Source organism: Vibrio sp. 10N.222.55.A1, from assembly GCF_041473835.1.
GTDB classification, from domain to species: Bacteria; Pseudomonadota; Gammaproteobacteria; order Enterobacterales; family Vibrionaceae; genus Vibrio; species Vibrio crassostreae_C.
Genome location: NZ_JBFRSX010000021.1, coordinates 23,020 through 49,711 on the forward strand (window position 1 = coordinate 23,020; position 26,692 = coordinate 49,711).

Annotated in this window: 27 protein-coding genes and 1 pseudogene; 23 read left to right on the forward strand and 5 right to left on the reverse strand. The window is 44.6% G+C overall.

Features of this window, described 5'->3' with window-relative positions; all coding sequences use genetic code 11:
* Positions 1-79: 79 nt before the first annotated feature.
* Together AB4493_RS06390 and AB4493_RS06395 are read left to right on the forward strand one after the other, a co-directional pair.
* On the forward strand, positions 80-1,000 hold the full coding sequence (locus tag AB4493_RS06390; protein ID WP_372154686.1) for a LysR family transcriptional regulator: 921 nt from the start codon (positions 80-82) through the stop codon (positions 998-1,000).
* A 181-nt stretch (positions 1,001-1,181) separates the two neighbouring features.
* Positions 1,182-3,227, forward strand: a complete 2,046-nt coding sequence (locus AB4493_RS06395; RefSeq protein WP_372154687.1) for a TonB-dependent receptor domain-containing protein — start codon at positions 1,182-1,184, stop codon at positions 3,225-3,227.
* A 129-nt stretch (positions 3,228-3,356) separates the two neighbouring features.
* Here the strand turns inward: AB4493_RS06395 and AB4493_RS06400 are convergent, their stop codons facing one another.
* Positions 3,357-4,100 (reverse strand): class I SAM-dependent methyltransferase, encoded by a 744-nt coding sequence (locus tag AB4493_RS06400; protein ID WP_102321012.1) that lies wholly within the window; start codon positions 4,098-4,100, stop codon positions 3,357-3,359.
* Between the two features lie 459 nt (positions 4,101-4,559).
* Here AB4493_RS06400 and AB4493_RS06405 point away from each other — a divergent pair, with 459 nt between their 5' ends.
* The 7 genes and pseudogenes from AB4493_RS06405 (at position 4,560) to AB4493_RS06435 (ending at position 12,560) form a co-directional block, all read left to right on the forward strand.
* Positions 4,560-5,084, forward strand: a complete 525-nt coding sequence (locus AB4493_RS06405) for a GNAT family N-acetyltransferase (protein WP_372154688.1) — start codon at positions 4,560-4,562, stop codon at positions 5,082-5,084.
* Positions 5,085-5,098: 14 nt separating this feature from the next.
* Positions 5,099-5,695 carry a LysE/ArgO family amino acid transporter gene (locus tag AB4493_RS06410; protein ID WP_372154689.1) on the forward strand — a complete coding sequence of 199 codons (597 nt, stop codon included), beginning with the start codon at positions 5,099-5,101 and terminating at the stop codon, positions 5,693-5,695.
* Positions 5,696-5,708: 13 nt separating this feature from the next.
* Positions 5,709-5,866, forward strand: a pseudogene (locus AB4493_RS06415) (porin family protein); the annotation flags it as partial.
* A 213-nt stretch (positions 5,867-6,079) separates the two neighbouring features.
* Positions 6,080-7,333 (forward strand): exonuclease subunit SbcD, encoded by a 1,254-nt coding sequence (gene sbcD / locus AB4493_RS06420; RefSeq protein WP_372122211.1) that lies wholly within the window; start codon positions 6,080-6,082, stop codon positions 7,331-7,333.
* Between the two features lie 5 nt (positions 7,334-7,338).
* Positions 7,339-11,055 carry an AAA family ATPase gene (locus AB4493_RS06425; protein ID WP_372154690.1) on the forward strand — a complete coding sequence of 1,239 codons (3,717 nt, stop codon included), beginning with the start codon at positions 7,339-7,341 and terminating at the stop codon, positions 11,053-11,055.
* Positions 11,056-11,380: 325 nt separating this feature from the next.
* The gene (locus AB4493_RS06430) at positions 11,381-11,515 is read left to right on the forward strand and encodes a DUF2256 domain-containing protein (protein WP_081324519.1); all 135 of its coding nucleotides are present in this window, start codon (positions 11,381-11,383) and stop codon (positions 11,513-11,515) included.
* A 160-nt stretch (positions 11,516-11,675) separates the two neighbouring features.
* Entirely contained in the window at positions 11,676-12,560 is an 885-nt protein-coding gene (locus AB4493_RS06435) for a PA4780 family RIO1-like protein kinase (RefSeq protein WP_029235559.1), read from the forward strand.
* Between the two features lie 147 nt (positions 12,561-12,707).
* Here the strand turns inward: AB4493_RS06435 and AB4493_RS06440 are convergent, their stop codons facing one another.
* The 3 genes from AB4493_RS06440 to AB4493_RS06450 all read right to left on the reverse strand — a co-directional run bounded on the left by AB4493_RS06440 (position 12,708) and on the right by AB4493_RS06450 (position 15,735).
* Entirely contained in the window at positions 12,708-13,448 is a 741-nt protein-coding gene (locus tag AB4493_RS06440; RefSeq protein WP_102398434.1) for an SDR family oxidoreductase, read from the reverse strand.
* Complete coding sequence (locus tag AB4493_RS06445) at positions 13,448-15,019, reverse strand: cryptochrome/photolyase family protein (protein ID WP_102321009.1); 1,572 nt, start codon at positions 15,017-15,019, stop codon at positions 13,448-13,450. The genes AB4493_RS06440 and AB4493_RS06445 overlap by 1 nt, the downstream gene beginning before the upstream one ends.
* A 293-nt stretch (positions 15,020-15,312) precedes the next feature.
* A complete protein-coding gene (locus AB4493_RS06450) occupies positions 15,313-15,735 on the reverse strand; it encodes a universal stress protein (RefSeq protein WP_017063967.1) in 423 nt (140 codons plus the stop codon).
* Between the two features lie 235 nt (positions 15,736-15,970).
* Here AB4493_RS06450 and AB4493_RS06455 point away from each other — a divergent pair, with 235 nt between their 5' ends.
* The 10 genes from AB4493_RS06455 (at position 15,971) to AB4493_RS06500 (ending at position 23,788) form a co-directional block, all read left to right on the forward strand.
* Positions 15,971-17,101 carry a PcfJ domain-containing protein gene (locus AB4493_RS06455; RefSeq protein WP_372154691.1) on the forward strand — a complete coding sequence of 377 codons (1,131 nt, stop codon included), beginning with the start codon at positions 15,971-15,973 and terminating at the stop codon, positions 17,099-17,101.
* A gap of 23 nt (positions 17,102-17,124) precedes the next feature.
* Positions 17,125-17,259: a hypothetical protein gene (locus AB4493_RS06460; RefSeq protein WP_017059202.1), complete on the forward strand. Its 135-nt coding sequence runs from the start codon at positions 17,125-17,127 to the stop codon at positions 17,257-17,259.
* A gap of 66 nt (positions 17,260-17,325) precedes the next feature.
* Positions 17,326-17,760: a GNAT family N-acetyltransferase gene (locus AB4493_RS06465; RefSeq protein ID WP_372154692.1), complete on the forward strand. Its 435-nt coding sequence runs from the start codon at positions 17,326-17,328 to the stop codon at positions 17,758-17,760.
* 241 nt (positions 17,761-18,001) lie between these two features.
* Positions 18,002-18,256 (forward strand): DUF3297 family protein, encoded by a 255-nt coding sequence (locus tag AB4493_RS06470; RefSeq protein ID WP_017059204.1) that lies wholly within the window; start codon positions 18,002-18,004, stop codon positions 18,254-18,256.
* A gap of 541 nt (positions 18,257-18,797) precedes the next feature.
* Entirely contained in the window at positions 18,798-20,171 is a 1,374-nt protein-coding gene (gene glpT, locus AB4493_RS06475; protein ID WP_029235174.1) for a glycerol-3-phosphate transporter, read from the forward strand.
* 77 nt (positions 20,172-20,248) lie between these two features.
* Positions 20,249-21,304 carry a glycerophosphodiester phosphodiesterase gene (gene glpQ, locus AB4493_RS06480; protein WP_136974931.1) on the forward strand — a complete coding sequence of 352 codons (1,056 nt, stop codon included), beginning with the start codon at positions 20,249-20,251 and terminating at the stop codon, positions 21,302-21,304.
* A gap of 262 nt (positions 21,305-21,566) precedes the next feature.
* Positions 21,567-22,031, forward strand: a complete 465-nt coding sequence (locus AB4493_RS06485; protein WP_017059207.1) for an ASCH domain-containing protein — start codon at positions 21,567-21,569, stop codon at positions 22,029-22,031.
* 130 nt (positions 22,032-22,161) lie between these two features.
* A complete protein-coding gene (locus AB4493_RS06490; protein ID WP_372055888.1) occupies positions 22,162-22,665 on the forward strand; it encodes an HAD family hydrolase in 504 nt (167 codons plus the stop codon).
* Positions 22,666-22,777: 112 nt separating this feature from the next.
* Positions 22,778-23,158 (forward strand): STAS/SEC14 domain-containing protein, encoded by a 381-nt coding sequence (locus tag AB4493_RS06495; RefSeq protein WP_017057365.1) that lies wholly within the window; start codon positions 22,778-22,780, stop codon positions 23,156-23,158.
* 228 nt (positions 23,159-23,386) lie between these two features.
* Positions 23,387-23,788 carry an NUDIX domain-containing protein gene (locus AB4493_RS06500; RefSeq protein WP_029406108.1) on the forward strand — a complete coding sequence of 134 codons (402 nt, stop codon included), beginning with the start codon at positions 23,387-23,389 and terminating at the stop codon, positions 23,786-23,788.
* A gap of 53 nt (positions 23,789-23,841) precedes the next feature.
* Here the strand turns inward: AB4493_RS06500 and AB4493_RS06505 are convergent, their stop codons facing one another.
* Positions 23,842-24,243 (reverse strand): YkgJ family cysteine cluster protein, encoded by a 402-nt coding sequence (locus tag AB4493_RS06505; protein ID WP_004733901.1) that lies wholly within the window; start codon positions 24,241-24,243, stop codon positions 23,842-23,844.
* A 208-nt stretch (positions 24,244-24,451) separates the two neighbouring features.
* Between AB4493_RS06505 and AB4493_RS06510 the strand changes: the two genes are divergently transcribed.
* The 4 genes from AB4493_RS06510 (at position 24,452) to AB4493_RS06525 (ending at position 26,456) form a co-directional block, all read left to right on the forward strand.
* On the forward strand, positions 24,452-24,613 hold the full coding sequence (locus AB4493_RS06510; RefSeq protein WP_012604036.1) for a hypothetical protein: 162 nt from the start codon (positions 24,452-24,454) through the stop codon (positions 24,611-24,613).
* Positions 24,586-25,311 (forward strand): pseudouridine synthase, encoded by a 726-nt coding sequence (locus AB4493_RS06515; protein ID WP_372154693.1) that lies wholly within the window; start codon positions 24,586-24,588, stop codon positions 25,309-25,311. The genes AB4493_RS06510 and AB4493_RS06515 overlap by 28 nt, the downstream gene beginning before the upstream one ends.
* Before the next feature lie 65 nt (positions 25,312-25,376).
* On the forward strand, positions 25,377-25,751 hold the full coding sequence (locus AB4493_RS06520) for a VOC family protein (RefSeq protein ID WP_102428718.1): 375 nt from the start codon (positions 25,377-25,379) through the stop codon (positions 25,749-25,751).
* Positions 25,752-25,847: 96 nt separating this feature from the next.
* Positions 25,848-26,456 (forward strand): sugar O-acetyltransferase, encoded by a 609-nt coding sequence (locus tag AB4493_RS06525; RefSeq protein WP_032545924.1) that lies wholly within the window; start codon positions 25,848-25,850, stop codon positions 26,454-26,456.
* The last annotated feature ends 236 nt before the right edge of the window (positions 26,457-26,692 follow it).

Sequence of the window (26,692 nt, forward strand, 5' to 3'; positions counted from 1 at the left end):
AGTGATTATCAATTGTATTGCTTGTTAAGAAATAGCACTATGCGCTCATTGAATTTTCTATATTGTTAATATTTGCATAATGAATCTTGCTCAAGTCGACCTCAATCTACTCGTTATTCTTAAACACCTTCTTGAAGAGAAGCACGTTTCCAACACGGCATTGGCGCTGGATATGAGCCAGCCAACGGTGAGCCGATCTCTGCAAAAGCTGCGTACCGTTTTCAATGATGATCTACTGGTGCGAGCGGCTTATGGCTATGAGTTAACGCCAAAAGCAGAAGCCATTAAGCAAGATCTCAATTCGGTTCTGACACGTTTAGAAAAGCTGGTACATGGCGATGTATTCGAACCACAAAGCAGTGACAGTACGGTTCGTTTCTTTGGTTTAGTACCTAATGTCGCGCACTTGCTGCCGAAAGTAGTTGCGGAGATACGCCAGCAAGCGCCGAACATGACTGTTGATATCGATTCTATCCCTAAACGACACTTTGAGCCTCTGTTATCCGGTGATGCGCATTTTGTGTTGTCGACTCATGAGCCATTAAGTTCAGAGCAAAATTTGTATCGAATGTTCGTGATTAGCCGCGATTACCGTTTGTTGATGAGTAAAAACCATCCTTTGGCGGACAAAGAGATCACCGTTGATGACTTGTTGAATAGCCAACTTGGTCAAATCTCACTGCAAGGGGATAAGAAGCTCTCGATCGAAAGTCGATTTAAAGATCTTGGCTTGATTGATAAGCAGCGCCAGCTGTCCATTCCAATTCAGCTTTCCAATTTTAACGTCGCGCCGGATATGGCAGAAGCAACCGACATCATCTTTCATTTACCGACACCTTTTGCTCAACAAGCCGCTACGCAAAGAGATCTTGTTTGTAAACGCGTGCCTAAAGCGTTGCGCCACCCATCAGAAGACGTCTACTTATACTGGCATAAGCGCTTTCATAACGACCCGATGTGTCGCTGGGTTCGCAATATATTCAAAGAGCTTTATACATAATCCATCTGCAGGGTGAATGAAAATTACGAATACCTATCGAGTTGGATATAGATCTCTTTCATTATTTGAATGGTGAATAACGAGAATCGATTTTTGGTATGAAACTTTCGTTGATAAGAGTGGTAGTTGGTTGTTTAATGCAAACCATTATCATTACCAATCACATATAAGAATGAATATCATGTCTGAGAGATCTCTTTTGATTCGCAAACCTCTTTTGGTTCGTAAACCCCTTTCGATCGCAGTCGCTGTTATTTGTACCTCACTTTCAGCTAACGTGTTGGCGCAAGAAGAAGCGCAAGCAACAGATGAGCAAATGGTTGTTACGGCAACTCGTACCGAGATGGCACTAAAACAAGCGCCAGCTTCAATGTCGGTTATCACCGCGCAAGACATTGAAGACAGCCCTGGTATTACCTTGGCAGACATCGTTGCCGAATCAACGAGTGTTGAGTCTGATTTTGATAGCACACGTGCTGGCCGTCAGATGATCTCTATTCGTGGTATGGATTCAGATTACACTCTTATCATGGTGAACGGTCGTCGTTTAAGCTCTGCAAGTGCCATCATCCGTGGTAACGACTTTGACCTATCAACGATTCCTGCTGATTCGATCGAACGTGTTGAAATAATCCGTGGCCCAATGTCTGCACTTTACGGTTCAGATGGTATGGGCGGTACAATCAACATCATCACTAAGGCTCCAGAAAACGATTGGAGCTCTACACTGAGCATGGACACTTCATCTCCACTTGATGGTGATGGAGGGGAAGAGTATTCGATGGGCTTCACGACATCTGGTGCGTTGATTGAAGACGAGTTGTTTGCTCGCCTTTCTGTTAACCAGACAAGCCGTAACGCTTGGCAACCATATTCTGGTACACACAGCTTTGGTTACGATCGTTCAGATGTAACAGCTCTAGAAGAACGTGACACGTTAAGCTTACTTGCAAGCCTGACATGGAATGCGACAGATAACCAAACCATCGATTTCGATTTTGGCTACAGTGATGATGAACGTGAGTCATCTGCGGAAAACGTATCATCTGTGATTGAGTCTGACACACGTGTTGTACGTCAGAGCCAAGCGATCACACATAGTGGTTTTTGGAGCTGGGGTGACACGCAAGTACGTTATTCACGTGAAAATGTGACAGATAATGATGCTGCGGACTCAGATACTAACTATAGCAGTGACATCGAAGAGCTGACTCAAATTGTTGAAGCTTCGGCGACCACTTATCTTGGTGATAGTCACACCGTAACGTTTGGTATGAACTACCAGTTGAGTGAATTAACCAACAAAGAAAACTTAGTCAATGGTACATCTGAAGCTTATCAAGGTGCGTTATTTGTTCAAGACCAATGGTTAATGACGGATCAACTAACGGCAACCATTGGTGGTCGTTTAGATAAGCATGAACTGTACGGTGAAGAGTTCAGCCCACGTGTGTACTTGGTTCATCAAACAACGAATGACCTGATCATCAAGGGTGGTGTGGGTAAAGCATTTAAAGCACCAACATTGACTCAAAATCAGACAGACTACACAGTTAATAGCTGTAAAGGCGTATGTGATTTACATGGTAATGAAGATCTTAAGCCCGAAACCAGCTTGAACTATGAGATCGCTGCGATTTATAGCCAACCTCGTTGGAGTGTTGAAGGTGCCTTATTCCGAAATGAAATCAACGACCTAATTGATCGTGATGAAACCTATTGTGAGAACGGCGGAGTGTTTGAATCGGGTAAAGGTTGCGCTGATAGTTCAAGCTCAACTGGCTATGTGAATGGTAAGCGTACTTATACAAACGTATCAGAGGCTGTAGTTCAAGGTGCTGAGCTTACAGGCCAATTCCAAATTACTGATGAATGGGGTGTGTCTGGTAATTACACATTCTTAGACACTGAAGATAAGTCTACTGGTGACGAATTACTTGAGCGTTACAAGCATTCGGGTTTAGTTAAACTGAACTGGAGCCCAACTTACGATCTAAGTACTTTCGTGAGTGCGCGTTACCGTGGTGAACGTCAGATCGAAAGCGATCTAACTCAAGACGCTTACACAACGCTGAACCTAGGTGCTGTCTACAACGTGAATGCTTCAGTACGACTACGTGCAGGTATCACGAACTTAACTGACGAAGCTGTATCACAAGAGCTAGAGAGCATGGGCTATGTTGAAGAGCCACGTACTTACTACGTAGGTATGACAGCGGACTTCTAATTTAGAGTTCAGTAACTGATAGCTTGATACAAAAGAACCCACACTGGCTGATGCTCTAAAAGGAGAATGGCGAGTGTGGGTTCTTTTTTGATCTATAGATTTGGTTTAATTTGCCGTTTATCTATTAATCTAGATTTTGACACATGTGATCAGCGCATTACCGGACTGAGTATCCCAAGGAATCAGCTTGTCGTAATCGTGCTCGAAGATATTAACCTCGAAGTAGGGCTTCAATATCTCGATTAACTCTTTAAACGAGAATGCCACCATTGGGTGTTCATCATTCCACACTTGAGTTTCACCAGCAGTCGTCTTTTCGATGCTAAGCTTTAGCGCTTGCTTATCACCCTGACCAGAGTAATACCAACCAGAACGGAACGTGAAATCGTCTTTGTCTTGGTTTTTTGTGTGTCTAACAAACAGGTCGTTGCTGATCTTGTCTTTATCAACCACGTTAAAACAGAAAATACCTTCTGGCTTTAACGCACGATGCACACTTTCAATACACTCTTTAAGCTTCTCAAGGCCATCGTTGTAATGGATGGAATACAGGAAGCAAGTGATAAGATCGAGTGGTTCCGTGACCTCAAAGTTACTCATGTTTTGTACTGAGAACTTGGCTTCCGGGCAGCGAACTTCTGCGATATCTAACATCGGCTTGTTAAGATCTAGGCCACCGCTTTGGTAACCGAAATCAATAAAATGACGAACGTGTGGGCCAGTGCCACAAGCTAAGTCGAGGTGTGTTTTTCCTTCATTTCCAAAGATTTGATGGAGTCTACGTACGCAGTTACTTTGCGCTTGGTAGTCAATATCTACACACATTAAATCATAGTAACCGGATAGGTCGGTATAGAGTGCGTTGGCGGACATATTTGCCTGCAGCATAAGCTGAAAAATTAGGGTGGCGCATCATATACCGAAATTGGAAAATCGCAATCAAATATTCGATCAATGAAAGCGTTTTATTTTCTAACTTATGGTCGTTTTAAATGAGACCGTTTAAAGGGATGTTTAAGCTGCCAACAACATCAGTACGCGTGTCATCGCTATTCACTTTGCCCTGACTACTTATTCGTTAACTAAAACAGGTGTTGCTCCCTCAATGCAGCGACCATACGGGCTTTGCGGAACGCTTTTATCACGAGACGAGATAGGAAAAATATGGTATCTAGGTAAACCCAGTGTGACATTTATAATTTTATGATTAATCAGTAATTTTACTGATTCAAACCGAGTTCTTGAAAAGGAAACAATTCAGGAAAGTGGGCTGTTGATAAAAACCAAATCACTCAAGCTAAATAAGCGAACTAAACAAGGAGAGTTGAAACAATGACATCAGCAATAAATGCACAGGGTTCAATGGAAAATAGAACAGGATTGGAAAGCAGTGCTTCAATAGAAATTAAGGTGGATGACTTGTCTGGTGGGGAAGTCATTGAATTACTTGAAGAGCACCTCGCTGATATGTACGCCACTTCGCCAGCCGAAAGCGTTCATGCACTGGATCTAGATGGGCTCAAGTCACCAGAGATTACTTTTTTCAGTGCTTGGAAAGACAGCCAACTACTTGGGTGTGTTGCCATTAAAGAGCTAAATACCCAACACGCTGAACTCAAATCGATGAGAACCTCACAGTTTGCACGAAAGTCAGGTGTTGCCAGCCAACTTTTACAGCACGTATTGGATACAGCAACCGCCCGCCAGTATCAAACAATCAGTTTAGAGACCGGCTCAGAAGACTACTTTAAGGCTGCGCGTAACCTGTATGAAAAGTTTGGCTTCGGATACTGTGAACCCTTTGCTGATTATGTGTTAGACCCGCACAGCCAGTTTATGAGTATTGAGTTGCGTTAAGAGACTAGCCTTAGATGTCGACTTACTTTGCAGGTTTCTCCCTTGGCCTTTCGCTGATTCTTGCGATTGGCTCTCAAAATGCGTTTGTTTTAAAGCAAGGGCTTAAGAACCAACACGTATTGGCAGTTTGTGCTGTATGTGCCATTTCTGACGCCTTACTGATTAGCTTTGGCGTGACGGGCTTTGGCGCAATCGTTAAGCAGTTCCCACAAATTGAGCAGTTCGCCCGTTATGGTGGCGCTATCTTTTTGGGTGTCTATTCATTCTTAAGCTTCCGATCAGCATTTACCGAAAACCACGCCTTAGAAGCCACGGCAGAAACTAAAGACTCATTAACCCAAGCGATTGCGATGTGTTTGGCGTTCACTTGGCTTAACCCGCATGTGTATTTGGATACTGTGGTATTGCTGGGGTCTATCTCAACTCAATATCAACCGGATCAAATGTTGTTTGGCGCTGGGGCGGTATCGGCGTCATTCGTGTTCTTCTTTTCACTTGGATATGGCGCTCGCTTCTTGGCTCCAATGTTTAAGAACCCGAGAGCGTGGAAGGTGTTGGAATTTGTCGTTGGCGTGATCATGGCATCTATTGCAATATCTTTGATTGTCTAGCTGCGCGTAATTAGGCTTCCATTTTGGTATAGGTGTTGAATACACGCCAGTAGAAAGCCTAACCTTACGTTTAATCTCACAAGCAGATGCAGTAAATATCGAATTCTTCGGCCCGAAAGCCGTGATGTAGCGTTTAGAACAGTAACTCTGGGCGCTTCGTACAATTTTTGACGACCTCTGTGAAATAGCTTAAAGCTAAAGCTATGGACACCTAAAACCGCTCTAACGTTGAGCGGTTTTTTTATGTCAAAAATAACGATTGGTCACGCTATGGGCGGAGTTGGTCCAAAGCCTGAAATTAGTTGGTTTTCACAAGCTTATAAAAGGGAATTATCTCGACTATTTTGGTAGATTAAAGGTATTACAGACTTCCAGTGAGCAGCAATGAAGATTCTTCACACGTCCGATTGGCACCTTGGCCAAAACTTCTACAATAAAAGCCGCAAGAATGAACATGAACGGTTTTTACAATGGTTACTTGAGCAAGTTACAGAGCACGACATCGACGCGATCATTGTTGCTGGCGATATTTTCGATACCAGTACACCGCCGAGTTACGCTCGTGAGATGTATAACAAGTTTGTGGTCGATTCGAACAAGATCGGTTGCCAATTGGTGTTATTAGGTGGTAACCATGACTCGGTGTCTGTGTTGAAGGAGACACAGCAATTACTGAAGTACATGGGCGCAGACGTAATTCCGAACACCAATGAAGATCATGCGACTCAGGTTGTCGAACTAAAAGGTAAGAACGGCGATGTAGAAGCGCTGGTTTGTGCCATTCCTTTTATTCGCCCTCGCGATGTGTTGATGAGCCAGGCGGGTGTCACTGGCGTTGAGCGTCAGAAGCAACTCGGCGATGCAATCAAACAGCATTATCAAAGTGTTTATGATGCGGCGGTTGCTAAGCGCGCGACGTTTGCAAACAGCGAGCACATGCCGATCATCGCTACCGGCCACTTAACTGCGATGGGTGTTCAACAATCGGATTCGGTACGTGATATCTATGTCGGCAACCTTGATGGTTTTGCCGCTGATGGCTTCCCAGACGCAGACTATATTGCACTTGGTCATATCCACCGCCCACAAGTGGTGGCAAAGCGTGAATACATTCGTTATTCAGGCTCTCCAATCCCACTAAGTTTTGATGAACTTAAGTCTCAAAAACAAGTGTGTGTGGTTGAGTTTGTTGAAGGTGAGCGCACCATTTCTCAACTGCCTGTTCCCACATTCCAACCTCTAGCTGAAATCAAAGGCGACTTGAGCGAGATCGAATCTCAGCTTAACCAATACATAGGTTTAGATAGCGACCAAAGCGTATGGTTATCGATAGAAGTGCAAGCGCAAGATTACTTGTCGGATCTACAAGAACGTATGCGCGCACTGACCGAAGGATTGAATGTGGAAGTACTTCAACTGCGCCGAGCAAGAGAGCGTCGTAATCAAGCATTAGAGCAAGAGTCGGCAGAGACCTTATCTGAACTGAGCCCGATGGACGTGTTTACGAAGCGTATTGCCTTAGAAGAGTTTGAAACCGATTCTGAAAAAGCACGTTTAGAGCGAATGACGGTGAAGTTTAAACAAGTGATGGTTGAAGTGTCTGAAAGCGCTCAAACACCAAATAAAGTAGAAGAGTAACCAGTATGAAGATTTTAAGCCTAGAATTTGAAAACCTGAACTCTTTGAAAGGGCGTTGGAAGCTCGATTTTACCCAATCGCCGTTTGCAGAAAACGGTCTGTTCGCAATTACTGGTCCAACTGGGGCGGGTAAAACCACCATTCTTGATGCGATTTGCTTGGCACTTTTCCATCGCACACCGCGTTTGAAAAGCATTGCTAAAGGTAATAATGAATTAATGACTCGTGGTACGGGCGAGTGCTTTGCTGAGCTTGAATTTGAAGTGCAGGGTAAAACGTACCGCTCTAACTTCCACCAAAAGCGCGCACGTGGCAAACATGATGGCGCACTGCAAACGCCGACCTGTGAATTTGCAGATGCCGACACAGATAAAGTGTTAGAGACCATGCTCACTAAGAAGATCAAGTTGGTGGAGCAGGTCACGGGCCTCGATTTCTCACGCTTTACTAAATCGATCATGCTGTCTCAGGGTGAGTTTGCGGCGTTCTTAAATGCCAATGCCAACGATCGTGCAGAGCTACTAGAAGAGCTGACGGGTACCGAAGTGTATAGCCTGATCTCAGAGCGCATCTACGATCACTTTAAGTCGAGTGAAACATCGCTTAATCAGCTCAAAGCGAAAGCAGAAGGCGTGAGCCTGCTCTCGGAAGAACAAATTCAAGCGCTAATCACTGAGCGTGAAACGCTAGAAGCTGAACAAAACCGCCTAGCCGAACAGTTAAAAGAGTGGCAAGCCCATCTCAGCTGGTGGAAAGACGTAACCAAAGCTGAGCACACGCTTGTTACCAGTGAGCAGGATCTTAAAACCGCGCAAGATGAGTTAGACCGTAACCAACCGTCACTAGAGCGCTTGGCAAACAGTGAGCCGGCTGAAAAGCTGCGTCCAGTACACAAAGATTTAAAGCGTTGCGAACAAGAGGTGAACACTACTCAAGCTCACCTAGATAACAGCACCAAGTTACTTGCCGTTCGTGATGCAGAAATGCAAGACGCGCAAACTAAACTGACTCAAAGCAGTGCGATTGTCGAACAGGTAAAAAGTGAGCAACAAGATCAAGATAAGATCATCGATCTCGTGCGTCCGCTAGACAACCAAATTGCCGTACTCAAAGATAAGCAAACTGCGACCGTTAATGCAGCGAACACGCTAAACGAGCAACATACGCAGCAGCTTAATCAACAGGTCGTTTTGGTTCAAAAAATAGATGCACTAAAGCAACAAGATCAACGCAGTACTGAGTACTTAAATACGCATCAAGCTGACCAGCATTTGGAAAAATACCTAGGTCAGTGGCAAGCAAAGGTCGAGCAAGTTCGTACTCTAGAGCGCCAGCATTCAGAGCAGTTGAATTCAGCGAAGCAAGCGTTGTCTGCGGTTGATGCACAGCAAACGATTATCAAATCTGCTCAAGACGCTAAAGCAACGCAAGATAAAACTTTAGCTGAATTGGTTGTGCTAGAAAGTAGTGCAAAGCAACAGTGGGAAGCCTTGCAAGGCAACACTAGCGAGCAAGTGTTGAATTCGCAAAAAGATCTGTTGGAGTTTTGGAATCGCAATACGCACTCATTACTTGAGATCAATCGTGGTTTCCTAAATGCCCAACAACAGCTGCACGCAAAAACACAGGCACATCAAACCAACACCCAGTTGGTCGACAAGCTTTCGAAAGAACGTGAAGTGCTGGTGGAGCGATATAAAGAGAAAGAGACGTCTCTTGAACGATTAACGCGTTTGATTGATCAAGAAGGCGAGTTGGCAAAATACCGTGCAGGTCTAGAATCAGGCTCTGAGTGCCCACTGTGTGGTTCAACAGACCATTCGATTGAGCAGTCGCAAGATATTGCAAATTTGGTTGCTCAAAAAGATAGAGAAAACCTAGAGCTAACAGCTATCAAAAAAGAAGGCCAAGAGCATCGTCAGCAGTTAGATTCTCTTGCCCCTATGATTGCTGCGCTTAACGATGACATTCAGCGAGCGCAAGCGGATATTCATCAGGCTCAACTGAATTGGCAAAGCGTTGTCGGCAAGCTTCAACAGAGTTTATCGGATTTCGTTGGCACGGCTCCTGAACTGGCGCTGTTAACGATTAACGATTTAGGCAATGAAGCTACAGTCGAGACCTTTGCTCAGCAGTGTGAACTTCAACTAAGTCACAGCGCACAGCAACTCAAAGCGTTGAGTGATGCTAAAGCGCATTATGCCGAAGCTGAGAAACAACGCCTGTCTATAAGTGTTATGGCTGACAAGGCGCAATCTAATCTCGAGTTGGCCGAGCAACGCTTAGCGGATCTGAATAAGCAAAATCACAGCACGAACGAACAAGTGGCTCAGATAGCTCTAGCAAAAGAACAGCAATGGAACGCTCTGAAAGAGAGCATTGTTCAAACGGCTATCGAAGCGCCTGAACTTGAACATATTGATGATTGGTTTACTGCTAAATCACAAGCATCAAGCACATGGCAGCAAACCAAACAGCAACAGGCCGATATTGAGAAGCAACTGATCACTCAAAATGCCGAATTGAAAACCTTAGACGACAAGCTAAGCAGTGTTGAGAAAGAGCTCGCGACACTGACGCAACAGAGTGAGTCTTTAGTGTCAGAACTGACTCGTGTAACGGTTGAAAGAACAGAGTTGTTTGGTGACAAAGACATTCAAGCCACCAGCAATGCGATGAAGCAAAAAGTCACTGACGCGGTAAATGCATTTGATGCAGCGCAGTTGGTTCTTAACCGTTGTGAACTTGAACATCGAACTGAGCAAACCAAACACACTGGTTTCTCGGACGAGTTGGTCAGCAAGCAGTCAAGCCACACACAGGCGACAAATGCTTGGCTAGAAGCGCTGAAAACGAGCCCATTCGAAGGTGAGGCTAATTTTGAAGCAGCGTTGTTAGACGAAGAGGTTAGAGCTCAACTTCAAAGCCTGAAGAAGTCTTTAGACGAAGCGATTGTCAGTGCGCAAGCTAGGTTGAACACCGCTAAAGCGGCGCAAGTGGAGCTACAAAGCCATGAAAATGCGAAAGCATGGCAAGAGCAAAACCAGCAGCAAGTTGAAGAAGCGACTACTGAGTGTCAAAACGCACAGCAAAGCCATGCGACAAAGATCGGCGCAATTTCTGCCAATCTTGAAACGGATAACCAGAACCGTAGTAATCAACAAGATCTGTTCAAGCAAATCGACGAGCAACAGGTCGACTTTGATGATATTTCACGTCTGAACTCACTTATCGGCTCTAAGAGCGGCGACAAGTTCCGTAAGTTTGCTCAAGGTCTAACACTGGAAAACTTGGTGTACTTGGCGAACAAGCAGCTACAGCGTTTGCATGGTCGTTACGAGCTAAAACGTAAAGCCGATGATGGTTTAGAACTGCAAGTGCTCGACACTTGGCAGGGCGATGTTATGCGTGACACCAAGACGTTATCAGGTGGCGAAAGCTTCTTGGTGAGCTTGGCGTTGGCATTAGCGCTTTCTGATCTTGTGAGCTACAAAACCAGTATTGATTCTCTGTTCCTAGATGAAGGTTTTGGCACACTGGATAGCGACACATTGGACATTGCACTTAACGCACTGGATAACTTGAATGCATCAGGCAAGATGATTGGCGTGATTAGCCACGTTGAAGCACTGAAAGAGCGAGTACCCGTACAGCTTAAAGTGACAAAACACTCTGGTTTAGGTGTGAGTGAGATGGAGAAGCAGTACAAGGTTGTCGCTTAGCGTATAGCTCTATTCCATCAGTGTAGAAATAGAAGCAGAGCTAGATGAAGCAGATCCCCGACTCAGTCGTTCCTCCTTCTCGAGGATGACGGAGTCGGGAGTAGTCACAAATCACTACGCAGTCACTCCTTAAAGTCAGGAACGAACGTCATAGAGAACTAGGCTTTGTTCGTATTGCCTTCGTCATTCTCTAAAGCGAGGTACGAACGTAATAGGGAATCTAGATTTGTTCGCATTACCTTCGTCATTCCCTAAAGCGAGGTACGAGCGTAATAGGGAATCTCTAGTAAACGCAGGAAGTGGATGCTTCAAGAAGGGAACGGCCATGCACAAGAAACCCCATTTACCGACTAAGATATGTCCTGTTTGCCAAAAGCCTTTCGCATGGCGTAAAAAATGGCAGCGCTGTTGGGATGACGTGATCTACTGTTCTGAACGTTGTCGTCGTAATAAGTCTTAGTCCCATAATCTGAATAGATCAGGTCAATCCTCATGATCTAAACCCGTTAACTCCAATATTTCCTTCCTTTGTCATCATTTTGATGATCCTTTAATCGTTTCGTCATTCATTTCTCAAGTTAATATTTCTATCTGTAAGATAAGTGATGTATAAAGGCGGCATGAAGATACCTAAAAGAATACAGCCTTTAGTTGACGACGGTTTAGTCGACGAGGTGACAAGCCAACTCATGAGTGGCAAAGAAGCATCGGTGTACATTGTGCGCTGCGGCGATACGATCCGTTGTGCCAAGGTATATAAGGAAATAAGCCAACGCAGCTTCAAAAAAGCGACCGCGTATCGTGAAGGCCGAAAAGTCCGAAATAGCCGCCGCGCTCGAGCGATGGAAAAAGGCTCTGGCTTTGGTCGTGAACAACAAGAAAAGGTTTGGCAAAGTGCTGAAGTGGATGCCTTATATAAACTGGCAGAAGCGGGTGTTCGTGTGCCTGTCCCTTATGGTTGCTTTGATGGCGTACTGCTTATGGAGCTGGTCACTGACGATGAGGGTTACGTTGCACCACGTTTGAACGATGTGGTGATGTCAGCAGAGCAAGCGATCGAAGACCACGCCGTGATGATGACTTACGTAGTTAAAATGCTGTGTGTTGGTTTGATCCATGGTGACTTGTCTGAGTTCAACGTATTGGTGGATGAGTACGGTCCAGTAATTATCGACCTACCACAAGCGGTTGACGCTTCGGCTAACAACAACGCTGAGTGGATGCTGGCTCGTGACATCAATAACATCCGTGACTATTACGCTCAGTTTGCTCCTGAACTGGCAAAAACCGAGTATGCCAAGGAAATGTGGGCGCTGTACGAGAAAGGCGACTTGAAGCCAGACAGCAAACTGACGGGTGAGTTTACGGAAACCGACGACTTGGCTGATATCGAAGCCATCATGCAAGAGATAGACGCTGCGCGAATTGAAGAACAACATCGACGCGAGCGAGCTAAAGAAGAGAAAGAAGGTGTTGACGATACTAAGTTCAATTGGGCTGAATAATCGTGATGATCAGTTTTGATCTTTAGCTAGATATCAACCAAACGCCTTTTAAAACAGAGGCGTTCTTTCTAAATAAAAACCCAATGGAGCTTCAACTCTGTTGGGTTTTCTTTTTTAGCACTAATGAAAGACGGACACTCGTATCAACTACCAATTTAACTGTTCACCATCGTAAGCGTAGAAGTGCCCACTGTTATCCGGTGTGGCAGTGCGAATAATATCGACCAACTGATGGGCGACATAGCTTGACTCAAACAACTTACCTTCAGGGACATTGGTCTGAAAAGGCTTCGACAGAGCTGTGTCTGTCGTGCCCGGGTGCAGAGCCAACACGGTGCCTTTCTTAATGGTGCGTTGCCATTCGATCGACATGGTTTTGATGAACATATTTAGGGCTGCTTTCGATGAGCGGTAGCTATACCAACCGCCTAATCTGTTGTCTGAAATACTGCCAACCTTTGCGGATACCACAGCAAACTTTGGATTGTCGCTCGCTTTAAGTATCGGCGTGAAGTGTTTTGCTAATAACAAGCTGGGCAGGGTATTCACAGAGATGTTTTTGAGGAAAAACTCAGGGTCGATGGACGACAAGTTTTTCTCCGGTCCAAGATCTGGAGTGTGGAGCATACCCACGCAGTTGATCAACCAATCAAGTTGTTCAAACTCAGAACTCAAACGCTTGATATCAGCTTCATTGGTCGCGTCGACTTTGTGCCAGGTCAAGCGATTGTTTTCTAGTTCCGGCTGTTGAGAGTGGTAAGTCGCGTCTACATGCACATCAAGAAAATCAAACCGAGAGAGCTCAGATAATAGGTGTTTAACCACAGCGAAACCAATACCGCCGCTCCCACCGACCACCAATATGTGTAATCTGAGTTGCTCCACCATTATAAGTTCTCCAAGTTTGTGATTCGTTGTTCAGCAGTATCGAGAATCGCTTGTTGTGATTGCTCATCCATGTTGTCCCAAGAGCGATATAACATGCCCATACGTGGGTTGCGGTTTAACGCATCGCGGTGCTGGTCCATAAAGCGCCAATACAAGCTATTGAAAGGGCAAGATTGCTCGCCGCTGCGTTCTTTTATCTTGTAGTGACAGCCTTTGCAGTAGTCACTCATGCGGTTGATATAGGAACCGCTGGCAGAGTATGGTTTGGTTCCTACGATCCCGCCATCCGCAAACAGTGCCATACCTCGCGTATTTGGCATTTCAACCCACTCAATCGCGTCGACGTAAATACCGAGGTACCAACTATCGACTTGGTCAGGGTCTATACCCGTGATTAAACAGAAGTTGCCAGTGATCATTAACCTTTGGATGTGGTGCGCGTAAGCAAACTCAAGAGACTGGTCAATCGCATGCTTCATGCAGTTCATCTTGGTTTGTCCGTCCCAAAAGTAATGGGGCAGGTTATTATGTGCTGAGTAATGGTTTTTGTTGGCGTAAGCAGGCATGTTTGCCCAATAGACGGCGCGTATGTACTCTCGCCACCCCAGTATTTGGCGTACAAATCCTTCGACCTGTGCAATATCGATGCTTGGCTTATCTGGTGAGCTGTCTCGAAGACAGGATGCTTGGTAGGCCGACAGTGCTGCATCAATCACTTCTTTAGGGCTCAGCAGTTTACTGTTCAGCGAGAACGATATACGGCTATGATACAAGCTCCATTTAGAGTCGTGCTCTGTCGTCATCGCATCTTGAAACTGCCCAAATAACGGCAAGCAGACTTGGCAGAAATGAGCGAGTAGAGACAAGCTTTGTGCGCGGTTCACCGGCCATAGTAACTGGTTACCGACTTGACCAATGGTTTGTACTTGGTGACGTTCGATACGTTGCAAAATGTCGGTTATATCATTGGTAAACATCAGCGGCTGAGGTAGGTTTTCGATGTCTTGTTTCTTGAGCTTATTTCGATTGTTCGCGTCGTAATTCCATTTTCCGCCAACGGGCTTTCCGTCTTCTAGCAAAATGTCGAAACGTTTTCTCATACGGCGATAGAAGTGTTCCATCATGATGTGTTTGTCTTTTGGAAACTGTTGTTCTATCTCCTCGAATGGAAAGAGGAAGTGTTCTGTATCACAACAACCTTTGGTCGCATTGGTCAGCTTGAGCTTGTTCATCTGCTCTAAGAGGCGATATTCATCTGGCCTTTGATATTCGAATTTCTCTGCGCCGAATTCGTGTACATAGTGCTTTAAAAGTGTGTCTAGGTTTTCAAATTGCGTTGTGTCGTCAAGAGTAAGGTGTAGTACTTGATGACCTTGTTCTTTGAGTTCGTTAGCGAAGTAACCCATCGCACAGAAAAACGCGGCCACTTTTTGAACGTGAGAGGCAACATAATCTGTTTCTTGTTTTAGCTCAGCAATGATGTAAATAACGTCATCGTTAACCTGTCTAAACCATGAATGCTCAATGTTGAGTTGGTCACCTAATACAAGTCGTACCGTTTTAAATTTCATAATGCGTCCTGGTTTGTGAGGCTTGTTGTGACTGCGTTACCGCCTGTCCATTGATTGATGAAGGCATGGTCTGGGTCGTACATTTCAGTACGTTGATTCAAATCGAAATGACGTGATTTGTTAATTATTAGACGCTTACGAGTTGATAAGCTGACAAGATCACAAATTTCTACTCTAAGCGGGAAATAGGAGATTTCGGTCAGGATGAGTGTGTTGAAGAGGATATCAAGCCAACCAATAATACCGATAGAGGTTGGCAAAGCCGGTTATTTTTGAGTGTCGAACTGGAGCTTCTATTCCATAGGAACAACGAGAATATCGATAGGGGAAGTATCGATGATCTGTTTAGAATGGGAGATGAGCTTATGCCAAAAATCATGGTGATGGCCGCACAGCAATAGGTCAACGCCGTTTGCTTCGATGGCATTTTTGAGCTTATCGTTCAAATCACCCGTTCCCACGAAAATGTGCTTGATTGGGTGTTTGGCGTAGGCTTCAAACTCTTTCAAATGCTTAACGGCATCTTCATTGATGGGTAAATCACCGTCATTTCCCTGAATATCAACGAGCTCTGGATAAATTTCTCCATGCGTACCATCGATATAAACAAATGAAATGCCAGCCTCCAGTTTATCAGCGAAGAAGGTCGCTCTATCAATGAGAATCTTGGTGTCGTCAGACAGTTCAAGTGCGACCAGAATATGTCGGTAATCCATAATTAAAGCCTCTTGTTGTGAGTTATGTAACAAGCATAGTTTCTGTTGACGCAAATGATATCGAAGAGATCTCATATTCCGTAAAATCATCATTCAATGTTCTTCTAAGCACTATCGTATTTATATCGCTTTGATTGGTAAGAAATTTACAAAAGGTTGATATAGTGGTTGAAGCGCTAGCTTATGCTGTTAGATAGGCTTGATAGTTCAATGCGCCAATAACGAAGAGGCATCAATGACAGCACTACTAACCATTCCCACTCGAACATTAGGTTTCGACTACGATATTGAGATCCGAGACTGGTCTCAAAAGCTCGTCGGCTTTCATGTGTTTGAAGATGGTAGACGACCGCTTGATGGAGGCATTGGGCTGAGCCTCAACCTTGTTGAACAGTTTGACGTGAATGGTCGTTGGCTAAATTCATTACCTGCGCGTTATCGTGAAATCACCGACGACTTTCCAGAATACCAATACCAGATGTTGTGGCTTGCTGCGAATACTTATGAAGCCGCGCAATTGCTTGAATTAAGGCCTGTTATTTTGGCTTTGATCTGCATGAGATACAGTGTCGACAACAAGAAAGCACTGGCACTAAGTCGCTTAGGGCAGAAGAAGATCCTTACCAAGTTGGGCTTAGACGGCAGCAAGGCGACACTCAAATTCATCGACAAGCTAGAGCTTCATTACAATGTTGGTGATGAACTCGACCACATTGTTCGCATTCTCGAACCACTGCAAAGACGAGTCCTTAAGTTTAAGCATTACTCAAAAGTTGGATACACAGCCCTGCGTTTGGACCAAGTTCATCCATTTCTAACTGGTAGCAGGCTAGGGATTGCAATGGTGGAAGAGGGCAGACTTAACGCACCGTCGAAGATGGCGATGTTCCAAGATGCGATATTGCTAGGGCAAGATTTGGAGATGGATGATCCACTGCGCGCGATTACCAGTCAGAACTCTTTTGCGATGTTTGAACAACTCCATGACCGCTGGACGGAGCAACGCCAATTACGTCGTTTGGAGGGTAACTGCCCAATGGATAAAGACATCCCTTATCCCGTTCCTTTACTTGGCAATGACAACATTCATCCGCTCACGGATTATTACGACCTTGAACACGAAGGCATCGAGCAGAAGCACTGTATTGGCGTGTATCACAACCGAATCATGAGCGATCGTTATGTGGTGTTCCGCATGCTCAAGCCTCAGCGTTTAACCATAGGTTTACGCCGCGTCCCGAGCAAAGCATTTCCTTTTGAAATAGACCAAATCTGCGGAAAACGAAATGCACCTCCGTCGGAATCCGCTCGCCAAGTGATTCACGACTGGCTAGAAGCGAGTAAGCAAAAATATCCTAAGCAATAGCCATTAAGTAGAAGGAATACAGGATGTTTCAACAAGGCGATCTTTGCCCTCATTGTGGTTTGATTATTGTGATGCCTACGGATCTGCAAGGTGAATGCCTAGGATGCGGCGAAGAAATTAATCAAGACCCAGCAGACGATTACGACGAAGAAGAGTAGCTTTACCTACACTTAGATTAAACAAGGCTAGGATAGCCGAATTACTCTCTTTAAAAGGACGGAAAAATGCAGAAAGTAATCTTTAGAAATTGCGATGAAAACTCACCTTATTGGCATGAGTTAGAGGGCTTATTTCAAAGTGAATGGTCTGATTTCAAGTTTAAAGATACATATAAAGAAAACGTACAACTCCCTCCAGTAATAACAGTACTTCGCGATAATGTGGTCATTGGTGGCTTGGCGTATTCCTATTTTCAAGAACCTCACCAAGTTCGTGATGTAGTGTGGATCAACGCTGTGTTTGTCGACCCTCAATGGCGCGGTCAAGGCATTGCCAGTGAACTGATTAATCGTGGTGTCAGACAGGTTTCTTCTGCAGTGCAAACTCAACTCTACGCGTACACCAATATCATGGGTCTCTACCAAGGGCTAGGTTGGTCAGTTGTCGACATCGAATCAGAGCCAAACCATAAAGTGATGAGTATTGAGGTCAAACGATAGGCTCACAATGAAAACCTACTTTTGTGGTATCTGCTTTTCAAGTAATGAAGTGCTCGCTGTATCCACACCTCATAACTCTGTTAAATTTTCGTTTGAAATTATGCATATATCGCCTTTAAATCAAACAACTCGCTGTCGATTAAAACGATCACGACGATTTATTGCAGCAGTTGTTGAGCACAAAGCCTATATTGACTAGAATGACGCACTTTTTTTATTTACGTACATACAGGTAATGAACATGAGCGATACTAATTCAAGACCAGCTTTACCAGATCATCTTGCAGGTAACCCACGCAGCCCACACCACGTTGCTGAGTGTTTCGAATACCCAATCGGCATTCGTCTAAATGGTAAAGAGCGTACTGATGTTGAAGAATACTGCATCAGCGAAGGTTGGGTTAAGATCCCTTCTCCAAAAGCGCTAGATCGTTTTGGTCAGCCAATGCTTATTACTCTAAAAGGCACTGTAGAAGCTTTTTACATCGACGCATAATCATGTCGTGTGGCTAGCTAATACATCGACGCATAGTCACGTCGTGTGGCTAGCTAATACTTCGAGTAATTAGCTAATGTTTGCTTAATTAGCCAACATCAAGCCACCAAGCGTTATTACCTAAAAGGGTCTAGAGAAATCTAGACCCTTTTTGTTTGCATTGATTTTAGCGAACTTCTTTAACCAATAGCCCAAACCACCTTCATAACTCCACAGATTCAACCAAAATTGTTGTTATTCACTATGCATTCGCAGTAATAACAAAGTTGTTGTTGGTTGATTTATGTTCGCTCGCTCTTTTTGGATTTATTCGTACTCGAAAGTTCTGATGTTTAATTAAACAGATACAAACAAAAATATGAAGCGCAGTCTAATTAAATGAAACTAATATGCTGTATTTAAAGTTATTTTTTGTTAATAACTACCTCTATCACAGAAATTAATCCTGAAGCACATACAATTCCCTTGATTTCGAATGAGCGCCAAATTTTTTCGTTCGAGCATTTAAATTCTTCCTTCTCCCAATAATTATGAGGTTCCTATGTTTGGAATATTCAAACCTATGGCGCATATCGATCGCTTGTCATCAGATAAGATCGATAGCACCTACACACGACTACGATGGCAGCTGTTTCTTGGCATCTTCGTTGGCTATGCGGGGTACTACTTAGTCCGTAAAAACTTTAGTTTGGCGATGCCTTATCTCATTGAACAAGGTTTTAGCCGTGGAGAACTAGGGGTTGCATTAGCGGCGGTATCTATCGCTTACGGCTTATCTAAGTTCTTAATGGGCAGTGTTTCTGACCGTTCTAACCCTCGTTACTTCCTCAGCGGTGGCTTGTTAATGTCGGCACTGGTGATGTTCTGCTTTGGCTTTATGCCTTGGGCAACAGGCAGCATCACTGCGATGTTTATCCTGCTGTTCTTGAATGGTTGGTTCCAAGGTATGGGTTGGCCAGCTTGTGGACGAACCATGGTCCACTGGTGGTCACGAAAAGAACGTGGTGAGATAGTGTCAGTATGGAACGTTGCTCACAACGTGGGTGGCGGTTTGATTGGCCCAATGTTCTTGTTGGGGCTGTGGGCTTTTAACGACGATTGGCGAACCGCTTTTTATGTTCCTGCATTTTTTGCCACTCTCGTTGCTGTCTTTGTTTGGTTTACTGTAAGAGATACACCTCAATCTTGCGGCTTACCACCGATTGAAGAACACAAAGACGATTACCCAGACGACTACGATACGTCTCATGAGAAAGAAATGACGGCGAAAGAGATCTTCTTTAAGTACGTTTTCTCTAACAAGCTGTTGTGGTCAATCGCTATTGCCAATGCGTTTGTTTACCTTATCCGCTATGGCGTACTCGATTGGGCTCCAGTTTACTTAAAAGAAGCAAAAGACTTCTCTGTAGATAAATCATCTTGGGCTTACTTCTTGTATGAGTGGGCAGGTATCCCTGGCACCTTATTGTGTGGTTGGATTTCAGATAAGTTATTCAAAGGCCGACGTGCACCTGCAGGTATCTTGTTCATGGTTCTAGTGACAGTCGCTGTGTTGGTATATTGGCTGAATCCAGCAGGTAACCCAACGGTTGATATGCTGGCACTGGTTGCGATTGGTTTCCTTATCTATGGTCCTGTAATGCTGATCGGTTTGTATGCACTGGAACTTGCGCCTAAGAAAGCAGCGGGTACAGCGGCTGGTCTAACGGGTTTGTTTGGTTACTTAGGTGGCGCGGTTGCTGCGAACGCAATACTCGGCTTTATGGTTGACCATTACGGCTGGGATGGCGGCTTCATTATTTTGGTCGGCGCTTGTGTGGCTTCAATCATCTGTCTGCTTTACGCCTTCTTAGGTGAGCGTGCGCACCATAAACAAAAAGATCTCGAACGAGAGAGAGAAGCGCTAGCTCAGTAGTGTATTTACTGAATCACATCTATAAATAACAACAGAGGCAGGTATATCCTGCTTCTGTTTTATCAAGGGAAACAATAATGAAAACAACGTCACTGTCTCTGACCTTATTAGCACTAAGTTTATCTACAAATGCGTTCGCCGATCCTTTAGTGATTGCGCATCGCGGCGCTTCTGGTTATTTACCTGAACACACTTTACCCGCTAAAGCGCTCGCTTACGCAATGAAACCCGACTACATCGAACAAGATGTCGTGATGACCAAAGACGACCAATTAGTGGTTTTGCATGATCATTATCTAGACCGCGTCACCGATGTCGCGGATCGCTTTCCAGATCGTGCACGTGACGATGGCCGCTACTACGCGATTGATTTTACGCTCGCTGAGATTAAATCCCTGAAAGTGACCGAAGGCTTTAACCTCGATGACCAAGGTAAAAGAGTGGCAGGGTACCCAACGCGCTTCCCAATGTGGCAGTCTGATTTTCGTGTCGCTACCTTTGCAGAAGAGATCGAGCTGATCCAAGGCCTAAATAAGACCTTAGGTTATGACGTGGGCATCTATCCTGAAATTAAAGCACCTTGGTTCCATCGTCACGAAGGCAAAGACATCTCCAAAGCGGTACTTGCGACCTTGCATCAATATGGTTACCTATCGAAAGACGACAAAGTGTATTTGCAGTGTTTTGACGCCAATGAACTTCAACGCATTAACGATGAGCTCATGCCAGTGATGGAAATGGATCTTAAGCTCGTTCAGTTGATGGCCTATACAGATTGGAATGAAACCATGACCTACCAAGGTGACAAAGCAACGCCGTACAGTTACGACTGGATGTTTGAAGCTGGTGGCATGGAAAAAGTGGCGTCTTATGCGGAAGGAATAGGCCCTTGGAAGCCAATGTTGGTGGACGATGCATCGACCAAAGATAACATCATTATTAAACCGTTAATGAAGTCAGCAAAAGACGCGGGCTTAGATGTTCACCCGTACACGTTCCGTGCTGACCCAGGAAGAATCCCAGCTTATGCTGATAACTTTGATGGCATGTTGGATGTCTTCTACAACCAAGTCAAAGTTGATGGTGTGTTTACCGACTTCCCAGACAAAGCGGTCGACTTCTTGAACCGTTAATACCCCGTCAGTTACGAGCTATTAGTAACGAGATACTAAGAGCCAAAAGCACCGACTAAAGGTGCTTTTGGCTCTTCTTTCACTTTTTGGATCTCCTTGTACTGGCCTCGAAATCCTACCTATATTCTTCTTTCTCAGCCCACATTTTGATATTCACTCGGTTTACAGCTATAACCTGACTTGATAGGTTACTCCCAATGCAGCCAGATGCTTAATCTATAAGTGTTTATCGGCTCAACCTGATATTGAATTTGGAAAGATCATGGAAGAAAGAAGCAAAGCTTATCTTGATAGCTACCTCAACACATTACCAGCAGACGTTGCTTCGCAATACACCTCTTTTAGTGCCGACTATTACTGTGCTGATGAATACAACGCCAACCTCTGCGCCCAGTTAATTCTCAAGGGTGAAAAACAAGCGTCTTGCAGCCTTGAATATTGGTACAGCCATGAAGGCGAGACGAGACCAGTAGTTGGTCACTTGCAAGTCGTCACTGACTGGGATGGCAAGCCAGTTTGCATTGTAGAGATCACTTCAGTCTCACAGTGCAAATATAACGAAGTGACGGCGGAGTTTGCTGCTGCCGAAGGCGAGGGTGACAAAACACTCGAATGGTGGAAAGAAGCTCACTGGAACTTCTTCTCTCGTGAATGTGAAGAGCTCAAGATCTCACCAAGTGAAGACATGTTACTTATGTTGGAGCGTTTCAAAGTGGTTTATCAATAAAGGGTATTTTGTGTTTAGAAGATCGTGCTCCATAAACAGTAACAAGGTTGTCCATAATGAGCCTAACCGTCCGAGAAGTTTTTATAGGCTCGCTTAAACATTAGATAATTCATCGTATGCAGGAGGCAAGATGACAAAGCTAATCGAATTAACAGAAATAGTCTTATTCGACTGGGGCAATACGCTGATGGTCGACTTCCCAGACGCACAAGGGAAGATGTGTGACTGGGAAACCGTACAAGAAGTGAGCGGTGCTCGTGCATTACTGGCTGAACTCTTCAAAAATCATCAAGTTTATGTTGCCACCAATGCTGGTGATTCCAGTAAAGACGACATCATTCGTGCCTTTGAACGCGTTGGCCTATCTCAATATATCTTGGGTTACTTTTGTAAGGCGAGCATTGGCTTTTCTAAGTTCGAGCCGGGGTTCTATCCTGCCATTATTTCTAAGCTCGGTGTTGCACCACAAGACATCACCATGGTTGGCGACACCTTAGAAAAAGACATTTACCCAGCACTTGAAGCGGGTTTGCAAGCGGTGTGGTTGAACACGGAAGGAGTTGAGCTTAAGTCACAGCATCCGAATGTCATGCAAGTTCAATCCCTAAGCGAACTGTTGGAAAAGCGCGATTAACTCTCTGATATTAAGTTCAGATAAAGCGCTTGTCTGTTTTGACGCAAGCCTCTCATCTCTTTGCTGTTTAATCTTCTAAGCTAACTTTAGTTTCCACTATGAGGGCTAGGTTATGAGTATCGAACGTCATGGAATATCGGTTGGAATTGAACGTGTTAGCGGTGAAACCATCGTTGTGTTCAAAGCGAAAGGCAAACTCACACACGATGACTATCAAGCAATGATGCCAATTCTAAATACCACGCTAGAAGAACTCGATTCATCGAAACTCAAGATGCTGGTCGACATCTCCACCTTAACGGGTTGGGAGTTACGTGCTGCTTGGGATGATTTCAAACTGGGATTAGAGCTCAATTCGAAGATAGACAAAATCGCGATTTATGGTGATAAAAGCTGGCAAGAATTCGCTTCAAAAGTAGGGAGTTGGTTTGTGTCTGGTGAGATAAAGTCATTCGAAGACCACGACTCTGCGCTTAAGTGGCTAGTTGATTGATTCTATCTACGGACAGCTAGAGAGCAATCCGTAAACAACGCTAATGACGGTTAACGAGCATTGTGCTTAAAGGCTGTCATTTTTTGTTTTGGCTATGTATTTCCTATTCGATTCAATAGAGTATATTCATTGCAGCGTGTAACATACGCAGGCTTTGTTTGGTCGCGACTAATGGTGTGGCTAGATTCAGTAAGAACGAGAACTAAAACAGAAATAAGGTCTAACGACATGAATAAGGTAATTGATAAGCTGGCTTGGATATTCATCAAAGACGGCAAGCTGTTGATGGTCAGATCAAAAGGCAAAGAACTGTTCTATCTACCGGGTGGTAAGCGTGAAGCTGGCGAAAGCGATGAGCAAGCACTGGTTCGTGAAATCAAAGAAGAGATCTCAGTTGATTTAGTGACTGATTCCATCAAATACGTCGAGACGTTTACAGGCCAAGCTGATGGCAAGGCGGAAGGCGTATCAGTGCAATTGACTTGTTATCTTGCTGATTATACTGGCGAACTGTCTCCAGATGCCGAAATCGAAGAGCTTAAGTTTGTTGATGGCAACGACAGAGCGGTATGCTCATTGGCGGCACTGGTTGCGCTTGATTGGTTAGAAGCGAACCAGTATTTGGCTTAAGGTTTTAGCGGCTACTAGCTAATACTGAAGATTGATCTTCAAAAGATCATCGCTTACGAATAGCTTGAAGGGCGGCTGTCTTTCATCAACAGGTCGAGTTTCCTTTGAGCTTTCTTCGTGTCTTGTAAATCCACCACCTCAATCATTTCACACTCATCTCGTACCATCTCATTAATTAGGCTTGGGTAGTGTCGGCAATCTTCTGGTCGGTCTAAGTAAATGCTACATGTGTACTTGGCTTGAGCTTTGGTGTCTTTCGTCGGAACCAGCTCCAGAAAAGGGCAGCGAGTTAAACGTTCGCCAGATTCAGGGTCGAACCAGATCTCGCTTCCTCGAACATATTCAAAGATGTCTGGGTTGAACAACTCCCACAAATCAATCTCTTCTTGCGTTGCGGCAAGGTCACCATCTCCGTATTTGATACAGCATTTCCCGCATTGATTACAATTTTTCATTAGTGACTTCATTGGTTGGTGAGCTTTTATCATTTTACCACTGATAGGCGTGGCACGTTGACTTTGTTGTTCATGGTTAAGCCGTTACGGGGCGAGAACATGGAATGACGGCGCTTAAAATCAATTTATCTATGCACCACCACTCCAAACAAGGCTGTAAACAGTGATACAATTTGCGCCTAGCAAGTTATTAAAACAAGGCATAAAAATGAGAACCGTATACACCACCGAAGGCGACATCAACGCAAAGAAACAGAAAGACGCATACCCAAAGTTGGCGCTATGTGATAACTGCGTTCGAGACTATGTGGTGATTGCTCAAGGCGAACGTACTTATAAGCCATGCGCAAAATGTGGTGCCGACGATTAATGCGCCTTGATAAATACCTATGTAAAAGTACTGACCTAACCAAGCCTGAAGCGATTGAACACATCCATAATGGCGAGGTGAACGTAAACAGTGAAACAGTCACCGATGAATCGACTCAGGTTCATGAAACCAACGCCATCTTGTTTAATGGCATGCCGCTTAAATTGCGTGAATTTCGATACCTCTTAATGCACAAGCCTGCGGGTACTATCTGTTCTAATGTCGATGAAGTTTATCCTTCACTGTTCAACTACATCGAGATAGACAAAGCATCAGAACTGCACATCGCAGGGCGCTTAGATGCCGACACCACAGGTTTAGTCTTAATTACCGATGATGGGCGATGGTCATTCAACATCACGTTGCCAACCAAGTCATGTAAGAAGGTGTACCGCGTGACATTGTCACGAGATATCAAAGACGATGTCGCTGATAAGTTTAAAGCGGGCATTCAATTGCAGGGCGAGCAAAAACCGACGCGTCCGGCAGAGCTTGAAGTGATTACCAATAAAGAAGTGCTGTTGACCATTACAGAAGGCAAGTTTCATCAAGTGAAACGAATGTTTGCTGCAGTAGGAAACCGAGTTGTTGGCCTACACCGTGAACAGATTGGTGATGTTCGTTTAGATGTTGAAGCAGGCCAGTGGCGTTATCTAACTAAAGCCGAAGTCGACTCATTTCAGCAAGACTCTGAATAAACGCCGTAACTACTTAAAGCGTTAAGCGGGTCAGGAGCAGAATATCAACACTATAAGGATGTAGGATGGAAAACCTCAAAGTCTCAGAAACTAAGTCTTTTGTACCCGCGAAAGACTTCGATTTATCCAAGCGTTTTTACCAGTCAATCGGCTTTGAAGTGAAGTCTGAATTTCACGATATCGCCTATCTACGACACGGCAGTTGTGCGTTCCTTCTGCAAAACTTTTATGAACCTGCGCACTGTCACAATTACATGATGCACTTGCTGGTTGAAGACGTAAAAAGTTGGTATCAACACATCCAAAACTCTAATGTAGTGTCGGAATTTGAAGTTACCGTTTCCGAGGTTGTTGAACAGCCATGGGGAATGCTTGAGTTTTGTATCACTGACCCAAGTGGTGTGCTGTGGCGTGTGGCTGAAAACATTAGGCCGCGTTAATTCATCCAACTTGCATTAAGGCCAGTGAAAACTTCAAATTATCCATCTGTTTCTTTATTTATGCCGACATAAGGCAATGATCAAATAGGTTCAAACATGGATATAAAGGCTAAAATGCACAGCCAAGACGTTTACTACTGTGACGACGTTGATTTGGTTGCAGAGCAAACTCAATGCTTAGAAGTGCTATACGATTTTAATCACACTCGCCCGAGCGAAGGTGATAAACGACAGCAGATCATGAAGCAGTTGTTCGCCGAAGTCGGTGAGGGCTGCTACATTGAACCACCATTACATGCGAACTGGGGGCGTCACACGCACCTAGGCAACAACGTATACGTGAACTTCAATTTAACTCTGGTCGACGACACAGACGTATTCATCGGCGACAACGTGATGATTGCGCCGAACGTGACCATCGCCACTGGCACACATCCCATCAGCCCGGAACTCAGGCTAAAAGCAGCGCAGTTCAATGTTCCTGTTCGTATTGGCAACAACGTATGGCTTGGCGCACACACCGTCGTACTTCCCGGTGTCACCATTGGTGAAAACTCAGTCATAGGCGCAGGCAGCATCGTCACCAAAGACATCCCAGCTAATGTCGTCGCAGTCGGCAACCCATGCAAAGTGGTACGCGAAATCAACGAACGTGACCGAGAGTATTACCACAAAGATCGTCGCATTCCCGATGAGTTAAAGTAAGTATTCCCCGTAGTAGCGTGATGGCTTCCCATCTCGTTATGCTATACAGAAAAACTCTACATTTTCCACATAGCTGAAATTAGCTGTGACATAAGCCATTGTTGAACGAAGCCGCTACGCGGCAGAGTAAAACGAGTGCAAACCATACTCTTGTAACACCATCACCCTGATGGTCGTTCACAGGAGTAACCCCATGAAACCCGATGACTTAAAACGCTACAACACCCTTTATGAAC

Excerpts from the sequence above, each read along its gene's own strand:
- AB4493_RS06390 (WP_372154686.1), top strand. The coding sequence starts at position 80 with ATGAATCTTGCTCAAGTCGACCTCAATCTACTCGTTATTCTTAAACAC.
- AB4493_RS06395 (WP_372154687.1), top strand. The coding sequence starts at position 1,182 with ATGTCTGAGAGATCTCTTTTGATTCGCAAACCTCTTTTGGTTCGTAAA.
- AB4493_RS06400 (WP_102321012.1), bottom strand. The coding sequence starts at position 4,100 with ATGTCCGCCAACGCACTCTATACCGACCTATCCGGTTACTATGATTTA.
- AB4493_RS06405 (WP_372154688.1), top strand. The coding sequence starts at position 4,560 with ATGACATCAGCAATAAATGCACAGGGTTCAATGGAAAATAGAACAGGA.
- AB4493_RS06410 (WP_372154689.1), top strand. The coding sequence starts at position 5,099 with ATGTCGACTTACTTTGCAGGTTTCTCCCTTGGCCTTTCGCTGATTCTT.
- sbcD (WP_372122211.1), top strand. The coding sequence starts at position 6,080 with ATGAAGATTCTTCACACGTCCGATTGGCACCTTGGCCAAAACTTCTAC.
- AB4493_RS06425 (WP_372154690.1), top strand. The coding sequence starts at position 7,339 with ATGAAGATTTTAAGCCTAGAATTTGAAAACCTGAACTCTTTGAAAGGG.
- AB4493_RS06430 (WP_081324519.1), top strand. The coding sequence starts at position 11,381 with ATGCACAAGAAACCCCATTTACCGACTAAGATATGTCCTGTTTGCCAA.
- AB4493_RS06435 (WP_029235559.1), top strand. The coding sequence starts at position 11,676 with ATGAAGATACCTAAAAGAATACAGCCTTTAGTTGACGACGGTTTAGTC.
- AB4493_RS06440 (WP_102398434.1), bottom strand. The coding sequence starts at position 13,448 with ATGGTGGAGCAACTCAGATTACACATATTGGTGGTCGGTGGGAGCGGC.
- AB4493_RS06445 (WP_102321009.1), bottom strand. The coding sequence starts at position 15,019 with ATGAAATTTAAAACGGTACGACTTGTATTAGGTGACCAACTCAACATT.
- AB4493_RS06450 (WP_017063967.1), bottom strand. The coding sequence starts at position 15,735 with ATGGATTACCGACATATTCTGGTCGCACTTGAACTGTCTGACGACACC.
- AB4493_RS06455 (WP_372154691.1), top strand. The coding sequence starts at position 15,971 with ATGACAGCACTACTAACCATTCCCACTCGAACATTAGGTTTCGACTAC.
- AB4493_RS06460 (WP_017059202.1), top strand. The coding sequence starts at position 17,125 with ATGTTTCAACAAGGCGATCTTTGCCCTCATTGTGGTTTGATTATTGTG.
- AB4493_RS06465 (WP_372154692.1), top strand. The coding sequence starts at position 17,326 with ATGCAGAAAGTAATCTTTAGAAATTGCGATGAAAACTCACCTTATTGG.
- AB4493_RS06470 (WP_017059204.1), top strand. The coding sequence starts at position 18,002 with ATGAGCGATACTAATTCAAGACCAGCTTTACCAGATCATCTTGCAGGT.
- glpT (WP_029235174.1), top strand. The coding sequence starts at position 18,798 with ATGTTTGGAATATTCAAACCTATGGCGCATATCGATCGCTTGTCATCA.
- glpQ (WP_136974931.1), top strand. The coding sequence starts at position 20,249 with ATGAAAACAACGTCACTGTCTCTGACCTTATTAGCACTAAGTTTATCT.
- AB4493_RS06485 (WP_017059207.1), top strand. The coding sequence starts at position 21,567 with ATGGAAGAAAGAAGCAAAGCTTATCTTGATAGCTACCTCAACACATTA.
- AB4493_RS06490 (WP_372055888.1), top strand. The coding sequence starts at position 22,162 with ATGACAAAGCTAATCGAATTAACAGAAATAGTCTTATTCGACTGGGGC.
- AB4493_RS06495 (WP_017057365.1), top strand. The coding sequence starts at position 22,778 with ATGAGTATCGAACGTCATGGAATATCGGTTGGAATTGAACGTGTTAGC.
- AB4493_RS06500 (WP_029406108.1), top strand. The coding sequence starts at position 23,387 with ATGAATAAGGTAATTGATAAGCTGGCTTGGATATTCATCAAAGACGGC.
- AB4493_RS06505 (WP_004733901.1), bottom strand. The coding sequence starts at position 24,243 with ATGAAAAATTGTAATCAATGCGGGAAATGCTGTATCAAATACGGAGAT.
- AB4493_RS06510 (WP_012604036.1), top strand. The coding sequence starts at position 24,452 with ATGAGAACCGTATACACCACCGAAGGCGACATCAACGCAAAGAAACAG.
- AB4493_RS06515 (WP_372154693.1), top strand. The coding sequence starts at position 24,586 with ATGCGCAAAATGTGGTGCCGACGATTAATGCGCCTTGATAAATACCTA.
- AB4493_RS06520 (WP_102428718.1), top strand. The coding sequence starts at position 25,377 with ATGGAAAACCTCAAAGTCTCAGAAACTAAGTCTTTTGTACCCGCGAAA.
- AB4493_RS06525 (WP_032545924.1), top strand. The coding sequence starts at position 25,848 with ATGGATATAAAGGCTAAAATGCACAGCCAAGACGTTTACTACTGTGAC.